Raw genomic sequence first — 18794 nt, 5'->3', positions numbered from 1 at the left:
GACCGCAAAAGCCGCGCGTTCAGTTGTCTTCGGCGACCGCACTGCCGATGCCGTCGACCGGCCGGTCCGGCGTGAACTCGTCGAGTTCCTCGGGCAGGCCGAGCTGGTACTGGGTGCCGTTCTCCCGGACCGACGTTCGGCCGCGGTGGACCGACACGTCGCCGTTTAAGTGGAGTTGGACGGCCTCGAGCAGGGCGTCGGCCTCGAGGGGCTGGCCGCGGCGTTTCATCACGTCCAAGTCGGCGTCGTCGGGGACGTCGAACGCGCGCTGGGTGATGATCGGACCCTGATCGAGGTCGGTCGTGACGTAGTGGGCGGTGACCCCGGCCACGCGAACCCCTTCTTCGACGGCCTGTCGGTAGGCCTCCGCGCCGGGAAACGCCGGCAGCAGGGAGGGGTGGACGTTGATGATCCGGTCCTCGTAGCGGAAGACGACGTTCGGGCTCAGAATGCGCATGTACCGCGCGAGGACGATCAGGTCGACGTCGTATTCCGCGAGGAGTTCGAGCAGTCGATCCTCGTTTTGCTGGCCGCCCTCGTCGCCGATGTCGTGAAACGGCACGTCGTAGTGCTCGGCCAGCGGCTGGAGATCGTCGTGGTTGCCGATCACGACGCCGATATCCGCGCCGAGGTCGTCGTTGGCCCACGCCTCGAACAGCGCCTCGAGGCAGTGACTCTCCTTCGTCACGAGGACGGCGATCTGTTGGGTCTCCCGGTCGGCGGGGAACCGGACCTGGACGTCGAGGTCGAGGTCGTCGCCGAGGTCGCGGAGGTCCTCCCGGAGCGTCGCTTCCGTACAGACCATCTCGGAGGTATCGACGGCGAGATACATCCGGAAGACGCCGTCGCGGACCGCCTGATCGAGGTCCTCGATATTGATCCCGCGCTCGAACAGGAGGCTGGTCACGTTGGCGACCAGCCCGGTGTCGTCGTCTCCGATCACCGTGATTTCGGTTACGTCGGTCGTCAACGCTTCCACCTCCGCTCGAGCGAATCGCGATTCATCACGACGGAGTGCAGTCCGCGGGCGGCTAAAAGTCCTGCTTTCCGTAGAGGGCCGTGCGAATCGCACGCATTCCGTTCGAGAGACGGAGCACACCGGGAGATCACGCCGAGCGACGACGTGAGTACGAGATACTTGTTGGAAGACGTATGACAGACGCCCCGAATCGACCCCGCCCCCGTCACGTGAACGCGTTTATTTTGTCGTACAGGAGAATGAAATATGTCTGACAGGGATTTATACGGTGGTCTGTGGTACGACTGTTTAGTCACGCGGCGTGACAGTCGCTAATAGGTAGGTGAATACAATGACAGTAACACCGGACGACCACGGCCGATCACGAATCGATCGCGAACGGAAGACGGCGTTCGTCTCGCACGACTGGGAGGGGACGGAGTCGTTGACGACCACGATCGTCTCGACGGTTGCGGAACTCTCCGGGAACGACCCGACCGACGTCGAACGACTCTACGACCGGATCGATCCCGAGAGCCTCGAGGCGCTCTTCGCGCCGGCGAACAGCGCCGCGAGCCGAAGCACCGGGCAGGTATCATTCCAGTTGGACGCGTACACAGTCACCGTTCACGCGACGGGCGACATCGTCGTCGCGCGAGCGGCGTAATCGGCCGTCGGGCGACTGCGGCTCGAGACGGGAACGGGGGTCCGCCGCCGAGTCACGCGTCGGTGTCCACGAACGTGTATTACGCAGCCAAGGCGAAAGCGTTTTTGAGCACGGTTACGGGGTATCAGGTAATGACCGCCTACACCGCGACGGTGACGGTTCGACTCAAACGGGGCGTCTTGGACCCCGAGGCCGAGACGACGACGCAGGCCCTCGAGCGGCTGGGCTTCGAACTCGAAGAGCTGCGATCGGCCGACCGCTTCGAGATCGACCTCGAGGCCGACTCCGCGGACGGTGCGCGCGAGCGCGCAGACGAGATGGCCGAACGGCTGCTGGCGAACCCGACCATCCACGACTACGACGTGGAGGTCGCCGAACGGTAGATGACGGTTTCGATCATCCGATTCGGCGGCTCGAACTGTGACCGCGACGCCGAGCGCGCGCTGGCACACCTCGACATCGACGCCGAGATCGTCTGGCACGAGGACGGACTCCCCGAGGACACGACGGGCGTCGTCCTCCCCGGCGGGTTCTCCTACGGCGACTATCTCCGCGCGGGGGCGATGGCGGCTCGTTCGCCGATCATGGCCGAAGTTCGAGAGGCCGCGGCCGACGGCGTGCCGGTGCTGGGCGTCTGTAACGGCGCACAGATCGGCTGCGAGTCCGGCCTGACCGAGGGCGCGTTCACGACGAACGAGAGCGCTCGCTTCCAGTGTGAACACGTCTATCTGCGCGTCGAGCGTGCGGACACGCCGTGGACCGCCGCCTACGACGAGGGCGAGGTCATCGAGATCCCCATCGCCCACGGCGAGGGCCGCTACGAGATCGACGATGACCGATTGGCCGACCTCGAGGACGAGGGCCGAGTCCTCTTTCGCTACTGCGACGAGAACGGCGAGACGGGACCGGACGTGAATCCGAACGGGTCCAAGCACAACGTCGCCGGCGTCCTCGGCGACCGCGAGTCCGTCGCGGTGTTGATGCCACACCCGGAGCGCGCGACGCTGCCCGACGTCGGACCCACCGACGGACAGGGGGTCCTCCGCGGATTCGAATCGGAAGCAAGCGGTGTATAGGACCGTAACCGGCTGTTTTCCGCGGAATACGCGAGCGGTCGACGAAGACAACTCAATTCGTGAGTCGAGTCAAAGAGTAATAGTGCCGGCGTTCGTTGGATCGAACTGAATACAGGGGATGGGCACGAATAGCGGACCGGACACCCGAGCCGTCATCGTCGGTTCCGACGCCGGAGCCGTCCTCGAACGCCCCCTCGCGGAGCGCGGCGTGACGACCGAGACCGTTCGGACGACCGACGCGTGTCTCGAGTCCCTCTCGGCTGTCGACTGCGTCGTGATCGGGGACACGCTCCCCGACGCCGACCCCGTCGACTGCTGCCGGGCGGTTCGAGACCGCCGGTCCGATATTCCGATCATCGCTTTTCCAGACGACGGCAGCGAAGCCCTCGCGGGCGCAGTCGTCGCCGCGGGAGCAGACGGTTACGTCCCTCGCTCGCAGGGACACGAAACGCTCGCGACGCGACTAGATGCACTGCTCGAAGAGCGACGGGTCGACGCGGAGACGACCACCGACACGGGAACGGCCGCCGGCGCGGCCGAGTCCGGGTCGCCGGAGCCGGCCGACGACCCCTCGGACCGCCTCGAGTTGCTGGTCGAGCAGTCGCCGCTCGCGATCATCGAGTGGAACCTCGCGTTCGAGGTACGAAACTGGAACCCGGCGGCGACCGAACTGTTCGGCTACACCGCCGAGGAGGCCGCTGGCGAATCCGCGGTCGACCTGATCGTCCCGGAGTCGGAGCGAGCGGCCGTCCACGAGTACTGGAACGACCTCGTCAGCGGGTCGACCGACGGACAGCCGTCCCGGCAGGTAAACCGCAACGTCCGCGCGGACGGCACGCCGATGACCTGCGAGTGGTTCAACACGCCGCTCGTCGAAGACGGCGAGGTCGTCAGCGTCCTCTCGTTCGGACAGGACATCACGGCCGACCGCAAGCGAGCGAACGCCCTCGAGGCGCTCCAAGCGACGACCCAGGAGCTACTGCGGGCCGAGTCGACCGACGAGATCGCCGACGTCGTGATGGCGGCCACCGAGGACGTAATCGATCGGGCGCTCGGCGCGATCAGGATCTACGACGAGGACAGCGAGACGCTCGAGTTGGCCGGCGTCACGTCGGCGCTCGACGAACACACCGACGACATCTCGTCGATTAGTTCGGCGGACGGCGTCCTCTGGGACGCCTACACCGACGACGAGCCGACTCTCCTCGAGGACGTCTCGCGAATCTCGTACGACATCGACCTCGACGTCGAGAACGCACTCCTCCATCCGCTCGGCGACCACGGCTTGCTGTCGGTCGGCGCGGCGGGAGCCGACGAACTCGACGACGCCGAGATCCACTTACTCAACGCCCTCGCCGCGACTGCCGAAGCGGCGCTCGATCGAGCAGCGCGCGAACGCGAACTCGAGCGGACGGAGACCGTCGTCGAGACGGTCGGCGACTGCGTCTACCAGCTCGACCCCGACGGTCGGTTCGTCACGGTCAACGAGACGATGATGGGAACGACCGGCTACGACCGCGACGACCTCCTCGGCGAACACGTCTCGACGATCCTCACTGACGAGAGCGTCGAACGGGGACGCCGACAGGTTCGGGACCTCGTGGCCGACGACGATCGGCGCGTCGCGACCTACGAAATCACGCTCACGGGTCCCGACGGGGAGCGGACGCCGGCCGAGGTCAACATGTCTCTGTTGTACTCCGACGGCGAGATCGACGGCACGGTCGGCATCGCTCGCGACATCAGCGACCGCAAGCGCATGGAACGGAAACTGGTCGATCGGAAGTCGAAGATCGAGGGGCTCCACAGCGTCGCCTCCCGGCTCGACGACTGCGAGAGCCGCGCGGCGATCTACGACGTGGCCGTCGAAGCCGCCGAAGACGTCCTCGACTTCGACGTCTGTCTCGTCAACAGCATCCGCGACGACTCCTTCGTCACGGAAGCCGCGTCCGCCGGCCTCGAGACCGACCTCGAGGGACGGCGGCCGATCGGCGAGGGCGTCGCCGGGCAGACCTACCGCACGCAACGATCGATCCGCGTCGACGGGAGCGCGGCGAGCGACGCGGTCCCGGAGATCGACGACTGCCGGTCGGTCTTGAGCGTCCCGATCGGGGATCGCGGCGTGTTTCAGGCGATCTCGGCGGAGCCGGACTCGTTTACCGCGTCCGACGAGGAGTTAGCGGAGCTGTTGCTGTCCCACGTCACCGACGCCCTCGATCGAATCGCCTACGAGAAGCGGCTGCGAGCCGAACGCGACCGGTTCGCGGCGCTGTTCGAGAACGTCCCCGACGCCGTCGTCAGCGTCAGCCGGCTCGCGGACGGGCCGATCGTCGAGGACGTCAACCCGGCGTTCGAACGGTGCTTCGGCTACGACGAGTCGGAACTCGTCGGGACGCCGATCGATCAGGTCATCGTTCCGCCCGACAGAATGACGGACGCCGAGAGGCTCAACCAACTGGGCAGCCGCGGCGAGGTGAGCGAGACAGCGGTCAAGCGGCGGACCGTGGACGGACTGCGCGATTTCAGGCTTCGAGTCGTCCCGATGGAGATGGACCGGTCGTCGGATCGTGCGTTCGCCCTCTACACCGACATCACCGCCCAGAAACAGCGACAGAAGCGACTCGAGATCCTCAATCGCGTCTTGCGCCACGATCTGCGCAACGGCATGAACATCATCAACGGGTGTACGGAAATGCTCGCGGACGCCGTCGACGACGCGGATCGGGAGTACGTCGAGACCATCCAATGTCGGACGAACGAACTCATCGGCCTCGCGGAGAAGACCCGCGCCGTCGAACGGGTCCTCGACCGCGACGAAGTCGCGGCCGGGCCCGTCGATCTCTCCGAAGCCGTCGAACAGGCGGTGAGCCGCCTCGAGAGTGCCTACGACGTCGATATCTCCTGTTCGCTACCGGATCGAGCCTTCGCCCGGGCCGACGAGTACCTCCGGACGGCCGTCTTTCAGGTGCTCGAGAACGCCGTCGAACACACCGACCGGTCGCGACCGACCATCGATGTGACGCTGCGTGACCCGCCGGACGGCGAGTTACTGACGCTGTCGATCGCCGACGACGGCCCCGGGATGCCCGAGGAAGAGCGGGAACTGCTCGAGGGCGACCGGGAGATCACGCAACTCCGCCACGCCAGCGGGATCGGGCTCTGGCTGGTCAACTGGGTCGTCGCACAGGCCGGCGGCCAGCTCTCGTTTACCGACAACGAGCCGCGGGGGACCGTCGTCACACTCGAGGTTCCCCGGGCCGACACGGCGTCGATCCAGTCCGCGTCGGACGGCACGGCGACCGGCGACTAGGCCCGTCTCCCCTAGCGGCCCCACTCGTAGAACCACCAGCTCCCGCCGAGTAACATGAGTCCCGCGCCCAGCGCGGAGGTCGCGGGCTCGGGAAAGACGAACAGCAAAAAGCCGACGACGATCAACACCGCGGGCTCGAGTTCGTTCCAGTAGTCCGAGAACGATGGGAGTGCCATACGAGGAGTTGTCGGCCGACGGTAAAGTAAGTAGCCCCGACTCCCGCCGCGCGGCGTTACCGCGTCAGCGGCTGGTTGAAGCTCCGTTCGCGCTCCATGACGGTCTCCCACGTTAGTTCACACTCGCAGGAGACCTGCTCGAAGACCGAGGGGTCCTGCCGGAGGTCGAAGTCCTTGATCGCCTTCTGGACGTTGTCGTCGCACTCCTGACAGTTGTGCGGGCCGCGATCGGAGCCGTGTCCGACGGGGTCCGAGACGACGATGGCATCGACGTCCGCGGTCTCCTCGAGCACGTGGGCGACCGACCAGAGCCACGGCGGGCGGTAGCCGTCCTCGAAGTAGAGGTCGTCGACCATGGTGTAGCGCTGGACGTTACAGGGGTTCATCGAGACGGTGTGACAGCCAGCGACGTCGGCACAGCGCTCGATCGAGGAGATCATGTCCGCGACGGCCTCGGACTCGGTGAGGAACGGTGGCTTCATCAGGAGGTAGGCCTTGATGCCGGCTGCGACGTCGTCGCCCGCGGCCTCGTCCCCGGCGGCGGCTTCCGCGCAGGCGTCCTCGAAGTCGGCGAAGTCGAAGTACTTGTTCACGCAGTCGTGGCGCACGCGGTCCGTCGCCGTCTCGAGGCCGATCGCGATGTCGGTGTCGAGCCCGTGCTGAGTGAAATCGCCGATCTTCTCGCGGTCGACGAAGTCCGGCAGCGATTCGACGACGATCCGCTCGCGGTCGGCGAAGGTGTCGGCGATCGCTCGGCGACTCTCCGCGCCGACCTCGCGCTCGTCGAGGAACGAACCGGAGGTGTAGATCTTGATGAGGTCGGCCGGCTCGTCCGAATTCTCGGACTCGTGGGCCAGACAGATGTCGATCTGGTCCATCAGGGCCTCGTGGGAGACCGAGCCGCCGTCGACGCTCTCGGCGACGTAGCCACACATCGTACAGCCGCCGGCGCGGGCCCACCGGCAGCCGCCGGTGTTGAGAATGATCGTCAGACTCGTCTTGACGCCGTCGGGCGTGTTGTCCTCGTCGAGCCAGACGCGGGTGGGCTCGTGGGGGTCGTAACTGGCCTCCTTTCGGGAGCGGATCTCCCGCATCGCCTGATTGTGGGCGTCCATGCCCTTGCCCTGCTCGTATACCTCGGGCGTGGGTTTACTCATTAGGAAACGCAAGCGGTCCAGCGCCTAAAGCGCCTTCGTCTGTGACCGGTCGCGGCCGCCGTACAGCGCGGTATCATCGCAGGGCAGCACACAGCAGGCGCAGCCGGGGTTCGCAACGAGGCTCGCAGAAAAACGGAGTATTCGGAACCGCCGAACGCAGGTTAGGCTTCGCTCTCGTTCGCGGAGTCGTCCTCGGTGATTTCGATGTCCGTGTCGTTGTCGTCGGTTTCGTTGTCGTCAGTGTCCGTCTCGTTCATCTCGTCGTCAGACGCCATCGAATCGTCGCTCTCGATGTCCTCGAGTTCGCTCGCGTCGCCGAGCGTGAGGGTGTCACTGGTCGCGTTCTCGATCGTGATCGAGGACGCGGAGAGGTTCGAGATGGTCTCGCCGGAGCTCTCGTTACTCTCGGTGTCCATCTCGTCGGTCTCGTTGTCGTCCTCGGAGATCTCGAGATCGTCGCTTTCGTTGTCCGCGGACTCGTTGTCCTCGTCTTCGGAGATCTCGAGGTCGTCGCTCTCGTTCTCCGTCTCGTTATCGTCCGTACTAGCGCTGTCGTCCGCTTCCTCGACCGAATCGACGGTCATCGATTCGATCGTGATCTCCTCGGCGTCGAACTGCTCGATCGTGAGTTCCTCGATCTCCTGGGACTCGTTCTCGCTTTCGGTCGACTCGTTGTCGGTCGCGTTGTCGTCCTCGGAGATTTCGAGGTCGTCGCTTGCGTTGTCCTCGTCTTCGGAGATTTCGAGATCGTCGCTCTCGTTCTCCGTCTCGTTGTCGGCCATCGCGGAGTCGTTCGACTCGTTGTCGTCCTCGGAGATCTCGAGGTCTTCGCTCTCGTTGTCCGCGGACTCGTTGTCTGCCATCGCGGACTCGTTGTCGGCGTCCTCACCGGCGGTCAGCTCCTCGACGGTCAGCGTCTCGACGTCCATCGTCTCGATGGTCAGGTTCTGAACCGTGACCTCGCTCGCGTTCTCGTCGATCACGGACTCGTTGCTGGAGCTTTCGGTCTCGGACTCGGTGTCGTTCTCGACCGTATCGTCGGCTTCAGCGTCGGCATCCGTGTCGGTATCATCGGTTTCGAGGCCGTCCTCGTCGTCGGACGCGTTCATTTCATCGTCGTCGGACGCGTTCATCTCCTCGTCCGTCGACGCGTTGGCCTCACCGCCCTCTTCGAACTCCTCGAGCGAGACGCCCTCGAGCTCGAGTTGCTCGAACTGGATGTCGGAGAGGGTTACGTTCTCGCTGCTCGCGTTGGACTCGTTGTCGTCAGCGGTCTCGGTCTCGTTCGACTCGGTGTCGTCCGACTCGGTGTCGTTGCTCTCGAGTTCGTCCTGGAGTTCCGCGACGTCAGCGTCGAACTCCTCGACGTTCAGCTCCTCGATCGTCGCGTTCTCGACCGTGACGTTCTCGAGTTCGAGTGTCTCGACCTGTACGTTCTCGAGCGTCGCGCTCGATTCCGATTCGCCCATGTCTCCGGCGTCGTCGCCAGCGCCCGCTGTCGCACCGGCGAGGGCAGGACCCCCCGAGAGTGCGATCAGCAGCGCGACGAACACAACGCCAACTTTCTGCGGTCGTGAAACCATGCGCTCTCCCCTACCCCCGGATCCGGGCTAAAACGAGGCGACTGTTACAGGATTATCTCGGAGAAAACCAGTGTTGGAACCGTGCAACGGTCTCTAATCTCCGGTTCATCTGTCGCGATCGATGACGATCACAGCCGTCAGGAAGAACGCATTTCCGTGCCGCGATATGGCGCTCATCACGACGGACGAATGCCGTGCTTGTGGCTGCCGGGATCGCATCGCGAACGGGACAGAACGGGGCGTTTATCGGTTCTATCAGCCACTGACGCCTGTCCGATCGCCGCGTCTCGGCCGGCCGGTCGGTCGAAATCCGTCATGACTTACGTCGGACAATCCAACACGCGGTCAATGCGCGAGTGCTTCGAAGTCCGGGACACCGACGCCGGCGGCCGCATCGGCGAACTCACCGTTCCCCGAGCCGACGCCACCGTCGAAACCCCGGCCCTGCTGCCAGTGATCAACCCGAATTTGGACACGATCAGCCCTCGCCGGCTCGCCGACGAGTTCGGCGCGGAGATTCTCATCACGAACTCCTATATCATCCACGGGGACGATACCCTCCGCGAACGCGCGCTCGAGGAGGGCCTGCACGATCTGCTCGATTTCCCGGGCGCGATCATGACCGATTCGGGGTCGTTCCAGCTCTCGGAGTACGGCGAGATCGATGTCACGACCGAGGAAATCCTCGAATTCCAGCGCGAGATCGGCTCCGACATCGCCACGCCCGTCGACATCCCGACGCCGCCGGACGTCTCCCGCGATCGCGCCGAAGCCGACCTCGAGACCACACAAGAGCGACTCGAGATCGCCGAGACCGCCGATACGGGCGAGATGCTCGTCAGCGCGCCGGTGCAGGGATCGACCTACCCGGCCCTCCGCGAGCGGGCCGGCAGCCACGCCGAGGGGACCGCTCTCGACGTCTTCCCGGTCGGCGCGGTCGTGCCGCTGATGAACGACTACCGGTACGACGACATGATCGACGTCGTCGCCGCCGCAAAACGCGGGCTGGGTGCCGACGCGCCCGTCCACCTCTTCGGTGCCGGCCACCCCATGATGTTCGCGCTCGCCGTCGCGATGGGCTGTGACCTGTTCGATTCCGCGGCCTACGCGCTGTACGCCCGCGACGACCGCTATCTCACGGTTCGGGGCACCCGCGCCCTCGACGACCTCGACTACCTCCCCTGTTCGTGTGCCGTCTGTACCGAGCACTCGCCCGACGAGTTGCGCGCCCTGCCAGACGCCGAGCGCGAGACCGAACTGGCCGCCCACAACCTCCACGTCACCTTCGCCGAGATCCGCCGGATCAAGCAGGCGATCCGCGCCGGCACCCTCATGGAACTCGTCGAACAGCGCGCCCGTGCCCACCCGACGATGCTCGACGGCTATCGCACGCTGCTCGATCACGCCGAACAGCTCGAGCGCTCGGACCCCGTCTCGAAGGGCGCGTTCTTCTACACCTCCCACGAGAGCGCCCGCCGACCCGAGGTCGTCCGCCATCACCAGCGCCTCGAGCGGCTGTCCGTCCCCGATTCCCTGCTGCTCACCGAAGGCGACGCGCCGCGGGGCGACGAGTTCGACGACTCGTGGCGGGTCGAACCGCCCTTCGGCCCCTTCCCGCGGGCGCTCTCGCGGAGCTACCCGCTCACCGCCGAAGTCCCGGACCGGACCGACCGGGCCGCCCTCGAGGCCGCGGCCGACGGCGTCGCTCGGCTCGTCGACGTGAATCCGGACACTGCGATCACGCTCGCACATCGAGGGTGGCCCGCGGGCGTCCTCGAGCGCGTCCCCGAGGGCGTCGCGCTCGTCGACCTCACGTCGGACTGAGCGGACCTGTCACTCTCCGTCTGCGTGATTTCGAAAACGCCTGCTTCGATACGGCGGGGTCGCGGTGGGGCGGAATTACGCGTTCGTCAGCGAACCGGGTTCGGAATCGACGACGACCGGTCTGGCGACCGGCGAGTCGTCGATCTCGATCGCCACGCCGTCGGTGCAGTCGACGGTGATCGCGTGCCCGTCGTAGGTGAACTCGAGTCGGCCGCCGCGAGACCCACCGCGCCGGGTGGGTGCGAAGATGGAATCGAGCGCGTCCGGGTCGATCCACTCGTACAGCGGCGGGAGTTCGGCCGGGTCCGCCCCCCGGTGGGTCGCGACTGCGGTAACGACGGCGATGCTCACAGACTCGTAGACGTCGTCACCGGACGACTTGTTGAAGGAAGTACTCACGACGTACTTCAACGGACGGGTACGTAAAAGGCTACCGGCGATACCTCTGTTACCGCAATTAACGGATTGTGAATTTAGATTTCCGAAAGTATGACCCAAAACAGGAGTGTTTACTCACCGGGCCTGTGTGAGAATCGAATCGACAGATGCCCCGGTCAGGCAGGTGACAGCGACCCTCGATGGCCGGTTGACAGCGGCCGTTGCAGCCAGTGGCGCTCGGTTGACGGCAGCCGATACCCGCTCAGTCGTCGGCGGGACTGAGTCCGAAGTGATCGAAGGGCTGGAGGTACTCCGCCTTCAGTAACTCCTGTTCCTCGACCTCGATCCCCTGCTGTTGCAGCCGGCTTACTGCCGCCGTGATTTCGTCGGTATCGCCGGCGACGAGGTCGATTCGGAGGTTCCGATGACCGGTCATCACTTCCCGAACACCGACGACACCGTCGATGCCGAGCGCCGTCTGGGCGATCGCTCCTCGCTCGTGGATCGGCACCGTACACTGGACGACCATATGCATCGACTTGTCCGTCTGCTCGTAGTCGATCACCGGTACGTACCCCTTGATGATCCCTGCATCCTCGAGCCGCCGAATACGGTTTCTGACGGTGTTGGCCGTTACGTCGACGCTCTCGGCGATATCCGTCGCCGTGTTGTGTCGCGCGTCCTGCTGGAGGAGATGGAGGATCCGCCTGTCGACCGCGTCGAGCTCGAGCCCCATAGCGACTACTGCGCCCCCAGCGACAAGCGCTTGCTGGTTGGGCGGTCGGTGAGCCAACCGCCCGTCGAGACCGGAACATCGAAGACCGAGGCGACGTCCGGTTCCGGTATGCTCGGCCCGGCAGTACTCGGCGGGAGCGCCATCGTCGCCCTCGTGATCGGATCGTGGCTGTTCAAACGGTTCCGCGGTCGGTCCGCGGGCGAACGCCGATCGTGGGAACGACACACGGATGCACAGGAGCGCGACCCCCCGGTCGATATCGGAGATGTCGAGGAAACGGCGATCCGCGAGTTCAGCGACCACCACTCCGGCGAGCGGCGAGCGGTCTGTAAGATCGAAGGGTTCGTCGTCTTCGTCGAGGACGTGCCCGACGACTGCGACCCGACGGACGTGATCCGGATCAAGATCCTCTCGTTCAACCGCGGCCACACGTCGGCGACGGCGACACACCTCGAGACCGTATAATCGGCTGCGACTGCGGTTTCTCAGCGGTGTTTCGACGCCGAGAGCGGACGCTACCGGTGCCGTTCAATCGCTGGCAAAAAGGATGAAATCCGGTTACGCTGCGGACGGTCGGATCGGGACTACGTTCGCTGTCGGAGGACGAGCGCCGTCAGCAGTCCGGCGATCGCGGCGAGTCCGACGCCGGCACCGAAGCCGGGAATGCTTTCGGACTCTTCCTCTTCAGTCGTTTCGCCGCTCTCGGCAGAGAGCCCGAGGTAGTTGCGCATTTCGGTGGTGTCGGGTTCGGGGAACTCCTCGTCCCAGTCGCCGGCCTGCCGGACGGTCGTCTCGGAATCGACCACGCCGAGGTGCTCGATGTCCGATTTGGTCGCCGACTCGGTGTCGACATCGCCCATATCGTCGACGTGGACGTACATGGACGTGTTCCCATCGGTCGTTTCGGTTGCGATTCCGCCGATGCCGACGGTACTACTGAGGCTGTCCGCGACCTTGCTCATGTTATCGAACTTCGCGCCGCCTTCGACGCGAACCGTGTCGTCGGTGAGGCTGGCATCGACGCGGGCGACCTCGAGTTCGGAGTCGGCGAGCGTCGAGACGAACTGGTCCGCCTCGGAGGACGACGATGTCGTCGGCCCGGACTGAGCGGACTGGGCCATCGATTCGATCGCCTGACTGGCCAGATCCTGTGCCTCGACGTCGAACTGTCCGTCGACCGCGAGCTCGTCACCGTCGGTTTCGGCCGTCAGACTGAACGTGACATCGTTCGGGGTCTCGACGCCTCTGGACTCGAGTTCGTCGATGTAGGCGACCCAGTTTTCGGTGTCGCTCGTGAGTTCGGCATCGAGCTGGAGTTCGTCGTTCGACGTCTGCTCGACTGTGGCGTCCCACTCGAGTTCCCACGTGAGGTCCGCCGCCTGCTGTGCCTCGAGGGAGGTTCGGGCGTCCTCGATGTCGGACTGGTTCAGCGCGTCGTTCATCTCGGCCGATTCGGCCAGATCGAGCATGGCGAGGGAGAGTTCGTCGTAGTTCGCGAGCGCGAACTCCCACTCGATGTCGATCGAGCCGTCGCTCTCGCTCATCGTGAACTCGGCGGTCTCGATCTCGAGGTCGGTGACGCTGGTCGCGATCTCTTCGGCCTCCGACCGACTCAGGTCCATCGATTGGTCGTTTGCCAGCGTGTCCGTGAGTTGCTCTTCGATTCCGTCATCGATTCCGGTGTACTCGACCGTGAAGTCGATCTCGAGGCGATCCTCTCCGGTCGATCGCTCCTCGTAGTTGTAGTTCGTGATCTCGATAGTGCTCGTTCCGCCCAGGCCAGTTGCGAGGTCGCCGTACTGGCGCTGGAGGGTCTGTTTGGCCTGCTCTCGAGTCTCCCAGTCACCGGACTGGAAGTCGGCGAGATTGCGCTCCCGGGAGACGTCCACGGTGTAGCCGTCGCTCGTGTCCTGCAGGGAGACGTCCATGTACGTTCCAGTGTCGCTGGACGCCATTGGGTCGTCGACGGAAACGCTGCCCGCCGTCTCGAGTCGGTCCGTCGTAGCGGTCACGTAGCCGCTCGTGCTGACCGCGCCGGTGGACGTGGCGTCGCTCTCGAACGTACCGGTGGCGGTCGCATCGAACTCGTTCGTCTCGTCGGAGACCTCACCGGAGACATCGACGGAGAGATCTTCGATGTCCTCCGGTTGCTGCATGACGAGGGAGCCGTCACCGGAGAACCCTTGTTGGTCGAGGATCGCCGAGAAGTTCGCCTCCTCGATATCCTCGACGCTGTCGTCGTCCTCGATGTCGTCGACGACCAACATGTGGACCAGCCCTTCGCTGGCGTTCATACCCAGCTTGAACTGGTTGACATCCGAGTCCTCGTCGTCGTATCGGAGGACGGCGCTCCCGTCGTCACGGAGGTACACTTCGTCGGCCGGGTCGAGTTCCGATTCCGCCTGCGAGATCGTCTCGTACGATTCGACATCGGCAGTGTCCGTCGCTTCGGCGGTCGTCGTCATGCCGCCGTAGACGACCGGCAGCCCCATCGACGCGATGCCGACGGCTGCGACCAGCAGGAGGGCGAGGAAGGCTCTGCTGGCGTCGGTCGATTGTCGTCTCGAGTCTGTTGAATCCGATGGCATAGTTGTAACTTCGACTACTAACGCATAAAGGTTAATTTTCCATTATTTCATGGGATGGGTTCAGTCACTGTCTCAAGAAATACATGGGTGACTGAATACGATAAAGAGGGGCAACGGGAGTGGAACCGCTCAGCGGGTCGCTCGCTATCGACAACCTCTTTCGCCCGCCCCGGCCATATCGGGTATGACCGACTATTTCGAAGTACACGAGCGCGACGGGGCCGCGCGCGTGGGCGAACTCCGCCTCTCCTCGCCGATTTCGACGCCCGCACTCGTCGACGACGTCCTCGAGGACGCGGGCTCGCTCTGGAGCGCCGACCGCGAACTCCCCGACGGCGACGACTCCCGACTCACCGTGCTGCCACACCGGGCGTTCCCCGGCGGCACCGCCGACGAAGTCCGGGAGTCGTTCGGCGTGGACTACCCCGACGTCGACTACCCCAGCGTCGCGGTCGTCTCGAGCGAGAGCCCCGAAGACCACGGCACCGACGCGTACGCGGTCTCGAACGTCCAATCGGTGACCGGCCACGGCGCGGCGCTGGTCGAGGCCGTCGTCGACGCCCGCGAGGCGATTCCGGCCGACACCGCCTTGCTGTTCTCCGGCGTCGCCACGCCCCGGAACGTCGCCGTGTTGGCCTACGCCGGGGTCGATCTGTTCGACGAGACCGCAGCCGTCGTGAAGGGGACCGAAGGCCGGTATCTCACGACAGACGAGGCCTACTTCCTCGAGGACCTCGAGGAACTCCCCTGCTCGTGTCCGGCCTGTCAGAAACCGCGCGAGGAGTTCACTCGCGAGGACTGCGCCGAGCACAACGTCAACGCCCTCGAGTCCGAGCTGGCGATCGTCCGCCGCCGGATCCGAGACGGTCGGCTCCGGGACTACGTCGAGGGGCAGGCCCGCCACGATCAGTGGCTCACCGCCGCCGTGCGCGAACTCGACTCCCAATGGGGCTACCTCGAGGAGCGGACGCCGATTCTGCGGGACGCCCAGATTAGTGCCGCGACCAGCGACACCCTGCGACGCGTGGAGATCCAGCGCTTCGCCGACCGGGTGACGACGCGCTACCGGAACCGCTTCAGCAACCCGCTGGTGCTCGTTCCCTGTTCGGCCGCCAAGCCCTACAGCGAGTCCCAGAGCCACCGCCAGTTCCACGACGCCATTCAGTGGCGCGCCCACCTCGTGTCGATGACCAGTCCCATCGGCGTCGTCCCACAGGAACTCGAGACGACCTATCCGGCCCAACACTACGATACCGTGGTCACGGGCCGCTGGTCCGAAGACGAGAAGCAGTTCGTCAGCGAGGTCCTGCAGCGGTACCTCGAGCGCAACGAGTATCCCGAGATCATCGCCCACGTCCCCGACGAGGGCTACCGCGACATCGTCGAGCGCGTCGAGGAGCGACTCGACCTCGATATCACCTACACCGTCGCCGAGCATCCGACCGACGACGAGTCGATCGCGAACCTCTCGAGTGCCCTCTCGGGCGAACTCAAATACTCCAAGCGCGAGCGCGAGCACAACACCGTCCGCGCCATCGCGGACTACCTGCTCGGCGACGGGGCCGGCGACGACCTCTTCGAGGACATCCAGACGACCAGCCGCTACCCGAAGATTCAGGTCCGCGACCCCGAGGATACCCAGCTCGCGACGATGGTTCCCCAGTACGGCACCCTCTCCTTTACGCTCGCCGGCGCGCGGCAGTGGCTCGAGAGCGACGCGCCGACGAAGCGCGTCGAGATCGACGGCTTCGTCCCCCACGGCAGCGTGCTCGCGCCGGGGGTCGTCGACGCCGACGAGGACATCCGCGTCGGCGACGAGGTGGTCGTCGAGGGGCCGCAGGCGTTCGCCGTCGGCCGCGCCGAGATGTTCGGCCGCGAGATGGCCGAAAGTACGCGCGGCGTCGCCTGCGAGATCCGCCACGTCGAAGAGAAGTAGCCCGCACCGGGGCGAGCGCGTGACTACGGGTCCGGGTCCGAATCGGACCAGCCGTCGGACTCCCCGCGATCGGAGACGGTTTCCCCACAGGACGGACACCGGCAGCCGTTCACGAAGCCGTTGACGGACCGTCCACACATCGGACACTCCCAGAGTCTCGAGGTCGAAGCTCCCGTCACTGTTTCGCTGTGATTTCGCCGACTCGTATAGGGTTTTCTCCGTATTTCAGTACCAGAGAGAACGGCGGGCCGAACGACTCCGCTCGCGGCACGACACTGATCACGAGACGCGAGCACGACAGCGCGCGTCTCAGTCGCCCGAACACTCCTTGAGCAGGTGCTCGCGATAGACCGCCGCGGGAACCGTGTCGCCACAGAGATCGCATTCGCGGTACTCACTGCTTCGATCGTCCGTCACGGCTCGATCAGACACGGCCATCGAAATAACGGTCGCGCTTCGGCGTCGAACTGCATCTCTCGTTTCCCAGCTCTCCCTCGAGCCCGCTCGAGACGCCCCATCCGTCCCGGTTTCGGACCGGTCCGAAACCGAGACAATCTATCAAATTGTGTATCTGTATTATATACTGAGACGACGTAGATAGTATCGGTGACTCCGATGAACAGTATCACAGCATCCACCGGACACGACGGGGGCTACTCCCTCGAGAACGAATGGCGAACGCTCGCGATCGCGGGTGTGGCAATCGGTCTGATCGGACTCCTCGCGATGGCCGTCCCGATGGTCACCGGCCTGTCGATGACGATCGCGCTCGGCGTGCTCCTCGTTGCGGGCGGGATCGTCCACGGCGTTCACGCGTTCGCCGCCCGGGGCTGGCGCGGCGCGATCTGGCAGACCGCGCTCGCGGTCGTCTCGGTGATCGCCGGGGTCGCCGTACTCGCGGCACCCGCGGTCGCACTCGTCACGCTGACGCTGGCGCTCGTCGCGTACTTAGTCGTCGACGGCGTCGCGGAACTCGCGGCGGCGACGCGAATGACCGGCGCTCCCGGCCGGACCTCGATCGCCGTCAGCGGCGCGGCCTCGGTCGTCCTCGCCGCGCTCCTCTGGGTCGGGTTCCCGGCCACCGCGGCGTGGGCGATCGGCCTGCTCGTCGGCATCAACCTCCTCGTGACCGGGCTCTCGATGGTGGCCGTCGCGATGGCCGCCCGCCCGCTCGAGGACGTGACTCCGCCCGCGACCGAACCTCGCGGGGCGTGATTATTTTTTGAACTGTCGCTCGACACCCCAGTTATCGTATCCGACTAGGTATTTCCGTTTCACTGTCGTCCCGTCCTCGAGCGGGAAAACCGAACGAGGCGAGTCGAACGGGCGCAACGAACGGAACGAACGGTTATTGGGCGCGGACCCCCGAACGCAGATGTGAACCTCTCGATCGTCGATCTCGCGCCGGTTCGCGACGGAGACAGTGCGACCGATGCGTACGCCAACACGGTCGACCTCGCCCAGACGGCCGAGGAACTCGGGTACTCGCGGTTCTGGGTGGCCGAGCACCACGGGATGGCCGACTCGATCGCGAGCACGACCCCGGAGACGCTCATCGCGTACCTCGCGGCCGAAACCGACGAGATCCGGGTCGGTTCTGGGACGGTCCTGCTCAACCACTACCAGCCGTTCAAGGTGGCAGAGACGTTCGGCTCTCTCGACGCGCTGGCACCGGGCCGCGTCGACCTCGGCCTCGGCCGAGCGACCGGGATTCCGGCCGCTGACCGCGCGCTGGGGACCGAACGGAAGAAACGGAACCCCGACAAAGACCACGCCGAGAAGATCGAAGCGACAGTCAACCACCTCTACGACGGCTTTGGCGACGACCATCCCTACGCCGAATTAACGCTCCCGCGATCGGCCGACGACACTCCGGAGACGTGGGTGCTCGGCTCGAGTCCCTCGAGCGCCGAAATCGCCGGGGAACTCGGCCTCCGATACTGCTTCGCCGGGTTCATCCGACCGAACCTCGCCGAACGAGCGTTCGAGACCTATCGAGCCACCTTCGAACCCTCGCCGCTCGAGGCGGGGCCGGACGACCCGACGGGAATGCTCGCGCTGAACGTGGCCTGTGCCGAAACGGACGAGGAAGCGGCCAGACTCCGGTCGACCGCCGAGGCGTCCTATCAGCGAATGCGACGCGGCGTCGTCGGGTCGCTGCCGCCGGTCGAGGAAGCCATCGACGAACTCGGTGGCGTCCCGGAGCCGACGCCGAACCCCCTGCCGGACGGCGACCGGCCGCGTGCGATTTCCGGGGGTCCGGAAACGGTGGCCGACCTGCTCGGACAACTGACCGATCGGGTCGGCGTCGAGGACGTCATCGTCCAGAATCTGATCGCCGACCACGACGACGTGGTGCGCTCTCACGAACTCCTCGCCGACGCCGTCGGACTCTGACGAATTCG

The 18794-nt window shown here is 65.4% G+C and carries 16 protein-coding genes; 9 read left to right on the top strand and 7 right to left on the bottom strand.

Annotated elements, in window-relative coordinates; genetic code table 11:
• Positions 1-19: 19 nt before the first annotated feature.
• Positions 20-970, bottom strand: coding sequence for a formyltetrahydrofolate deformylase (locus ACT4ML_RS06480; protein ID WP_138246005.1), 951 nt, complete (start codon positions 968-970; stop codon positions 20-22).
• A gap of 340 nt (positions 971-1310) precedes the next feature.
• Between ACT4ML_RS06480 and ACT4ML_RS06475 the strand changes: the two genes are divergently transcribed.
• From ACT4ML_RS06475 to ACT4ML_RS06460, 4 genes are all read left to right on the top strand, one after another.
• On the top strand, positions 1311-1625 hold the full coding sequence (locus ACT4ML_RS06475) for a HalOD1 output domain-containing protein (protein ID WP_444720123.1): 315 nt from the start codon (positions 1311-1313) through the stop codon (positions 1623-1625).
• A 131-nt stretch (positions 1626-1756) separates the two neighbouring features.
• A complete protein-coding gene (gene purS / locus ACT4ML_RS06470) occupies positions 1757-2008 on the top strand; it encodes a phosphoribosylformylglycinamidine synthase subunit PurS (RefSeq protein WP_138246007.1) in 252 nt (83 codons plus the stop codon).
• A complete protein-coding gene (purQ, locus tag ACT4ML_RS06465; protein ID WP_138246008.1) occupies positions 2009-2701 on the top strand; it encodes a phosphoribosylformylglycinamidine synthase I in 693 nt (230 codons plus the stop codon).
• 118 nt (positions 2702-2819) lie between these two features.
• On the top strand, positions 2820-6011 hold the full coding sequence (locus ACT4ML_RS06460) for a PAS domain S-box protein (RefSeq protein WP_444720122.1): 3192 nt from the start codon (positions 2820-2822) through the stop codon (positions 6009-6011).
• An 11-nt stretch (positions 6012-6022) separates the two neighbouring features.
• Here the strand turns inward: ACT4ML_RS06460 and ACT4ML_RS06455 are convergent, their stop codons facing one another.
• The 3 genes from ACT4ML_RS06455 to ACT4ML_RS06445 all read right to left on the bottom strand — a co-directional run bounded on the left by ACT4ML_RS06455 (position 6023) and on the right by ACT4ML_RS06445 (position 8927).
• Positions 6023-6187 (bottom strand): hypothetical protein, encoded by a 165-nt coding sequence (locus ACT4ML_RS06455; RefSeq protein ID WP_006429288.1) that lies wholly within the window; start codon positions 6185-6187, stop codon positions 6023-6025.
• Between the two features lie 56 nt (positions 6188-6243).
• A complete protein-coding gene (locus ACT4ML_RS06450) occupies positions 6244-7344 on the bottom strand; it encodes an archaeosine biosynthesis radical SAM protein RaSEA (RefSeq protein WP_444720121.1) in 1101 nt (366 codons plus the stop codon).
• A gap of 161 nt (positions 7345-7505) precedes the next feature.
• A complete protein-coding gene (locus ACT4ML_RS06445; protein ID WP_444720120.1) occupies positions 7506-8927 on the bottom strand; it encodes a hypothetical protein in 1422 nt (473 codons plus the stop codon).
• Between the two features lie 348 nt (positions 8928-9275).
• Here ACT4ML_RS06445 and tgtA point away from each other — a divergent pair, with 348 nt between their 5' ends.
• Positions 9276-10751 carry a tRNA guanosine(15) transglycosylase TgtA gene (gene tgtA / locus ACT4ML_RS06440; protein WP_444720119.1) on the top strand — a complete coding sequence of 492 codons (1476 nt, stop codon included), beginning with the start codon at positions 9276-9278 and terminating at the stop codon, positions 10749-10751.
• A gap of 75 nt (positions 10752-10826) precedes the next feature.
• Here the strand turns inward: tgtA and ACT4ML_RS06435 are convergent, their stop codons facing one another.
• Both ACT4ML_RS06435 and ACT4ML_RS06430 read right to left on the bottom strand, forming a co-directional pair.
• Entirely contained in the window at positions 10827-11150 is a 324-nt protein-coding gene (locus ACT4ML_RS06435) for a HalOD1 output domain-containing protein (protein WP_444720118.1), read from the bottom strand.
• 241 nt (positions 11151-11391) lie between these two features.
• Positions 11392-11865, bottom strand: coding sequence for an Lrp/AsnC family transcriptional regulator (locus ACT4ML_RS06430; RefSeq protein WP_444720117.1), 474 nt, complete (start codon positions 11863-11865; stop codon positions 11392-11394).
• A 108-nt stretch (positions 11866-11973) separates the two neighbouring features.
• On the opposite strand from ACT4ML_RS06430, the gene ACT4ML_RS06425 reads away from it, so the two are divergent.
• Positions 11974-12330: a TRAM domain-containing protein gene (locus tag ACT4ML_RS06425; RefSeq protein WP_444720116.1), complete on the top strand. Its 357-nt coding sequence runs from the start codon at positions 11974-11976 to the stop codon at positions 12328-12330.
• Positions 12331-12449: 119 nt separating this feature from the next.
• Here the strand turns inward: ACT4ML_RS06425 and ACT4ML_RS06420 are convergent, their stop codons facing one another.
• Positions 12450-14453 (bottom strand): hypothetical protein, encoded by a 2004-nt coding sequence (locus ACT4ML_RS06420; RefSeq protein ID WP_444720115.1) that lies wholly within the window; start codon positions 14451-14453, stop codon positions 12450-12452.
• A 184-nt stretch (positions 14454-14637) separates the two neighbouring features.
• Between ACT4ML_RS06420 and arcS the strand changes: the two genes are divergently transcribed.
• From arcS to ACT4ML_RS06405, 3 genes are all read left to right on the top strand, one after another.
• Positions 14638-16389: an archaeosine synthase subunit alpha gene (gene arcS / locus ACT4ML_RS06415; RefSeq protein WP_444720114.1), complete on the top strand. Its 1752-nt coding sequence runs from the start codon at positions 14638-14640 to the stop codon at positions 16387-16389.
• Positions 16390-17004: 615 nt separating this feature from the next.
• Positions 17005-17604, top strand: coding sequence for an HdeD family acid-resistance protein (locus ACT4ML_RS06410; protein ID WP_444720113.1), 600 nt, complete (start codon positions 17005-17007; stop codon positions 17602-17604).
• 162 nt (positions 17605-17766) lie between these two features.
• Positions 17767-18786, top strand: coding sequence for an LLM class flavin-dependent oxidoreductase (locus tag ACT4ML_RS06405; protein ID WP_444720112.1), 1020 nt, complete (start codon positions 17767-17769; stop codon positions 18784-18786).
• Positions 18787-18794 lie beyond the last annotated feature (8 nt).

Origin of the sequence: Natrinema sp. LN54, assembly GCF_052439245.1 — an archaeon.
GTDB classification, from domain to species: domain Archaea; phylum Halobacteriota; class Halobacteria; order Halobacteriales; family Natrialbaceae; genus Natrinema; species Natrinema versiforme_A.
The sequence above is the reverse complement of the archived record's forward strand: the minus strand, read 5'-3'. Positions and strand labels throughout refer to the sequence as shown.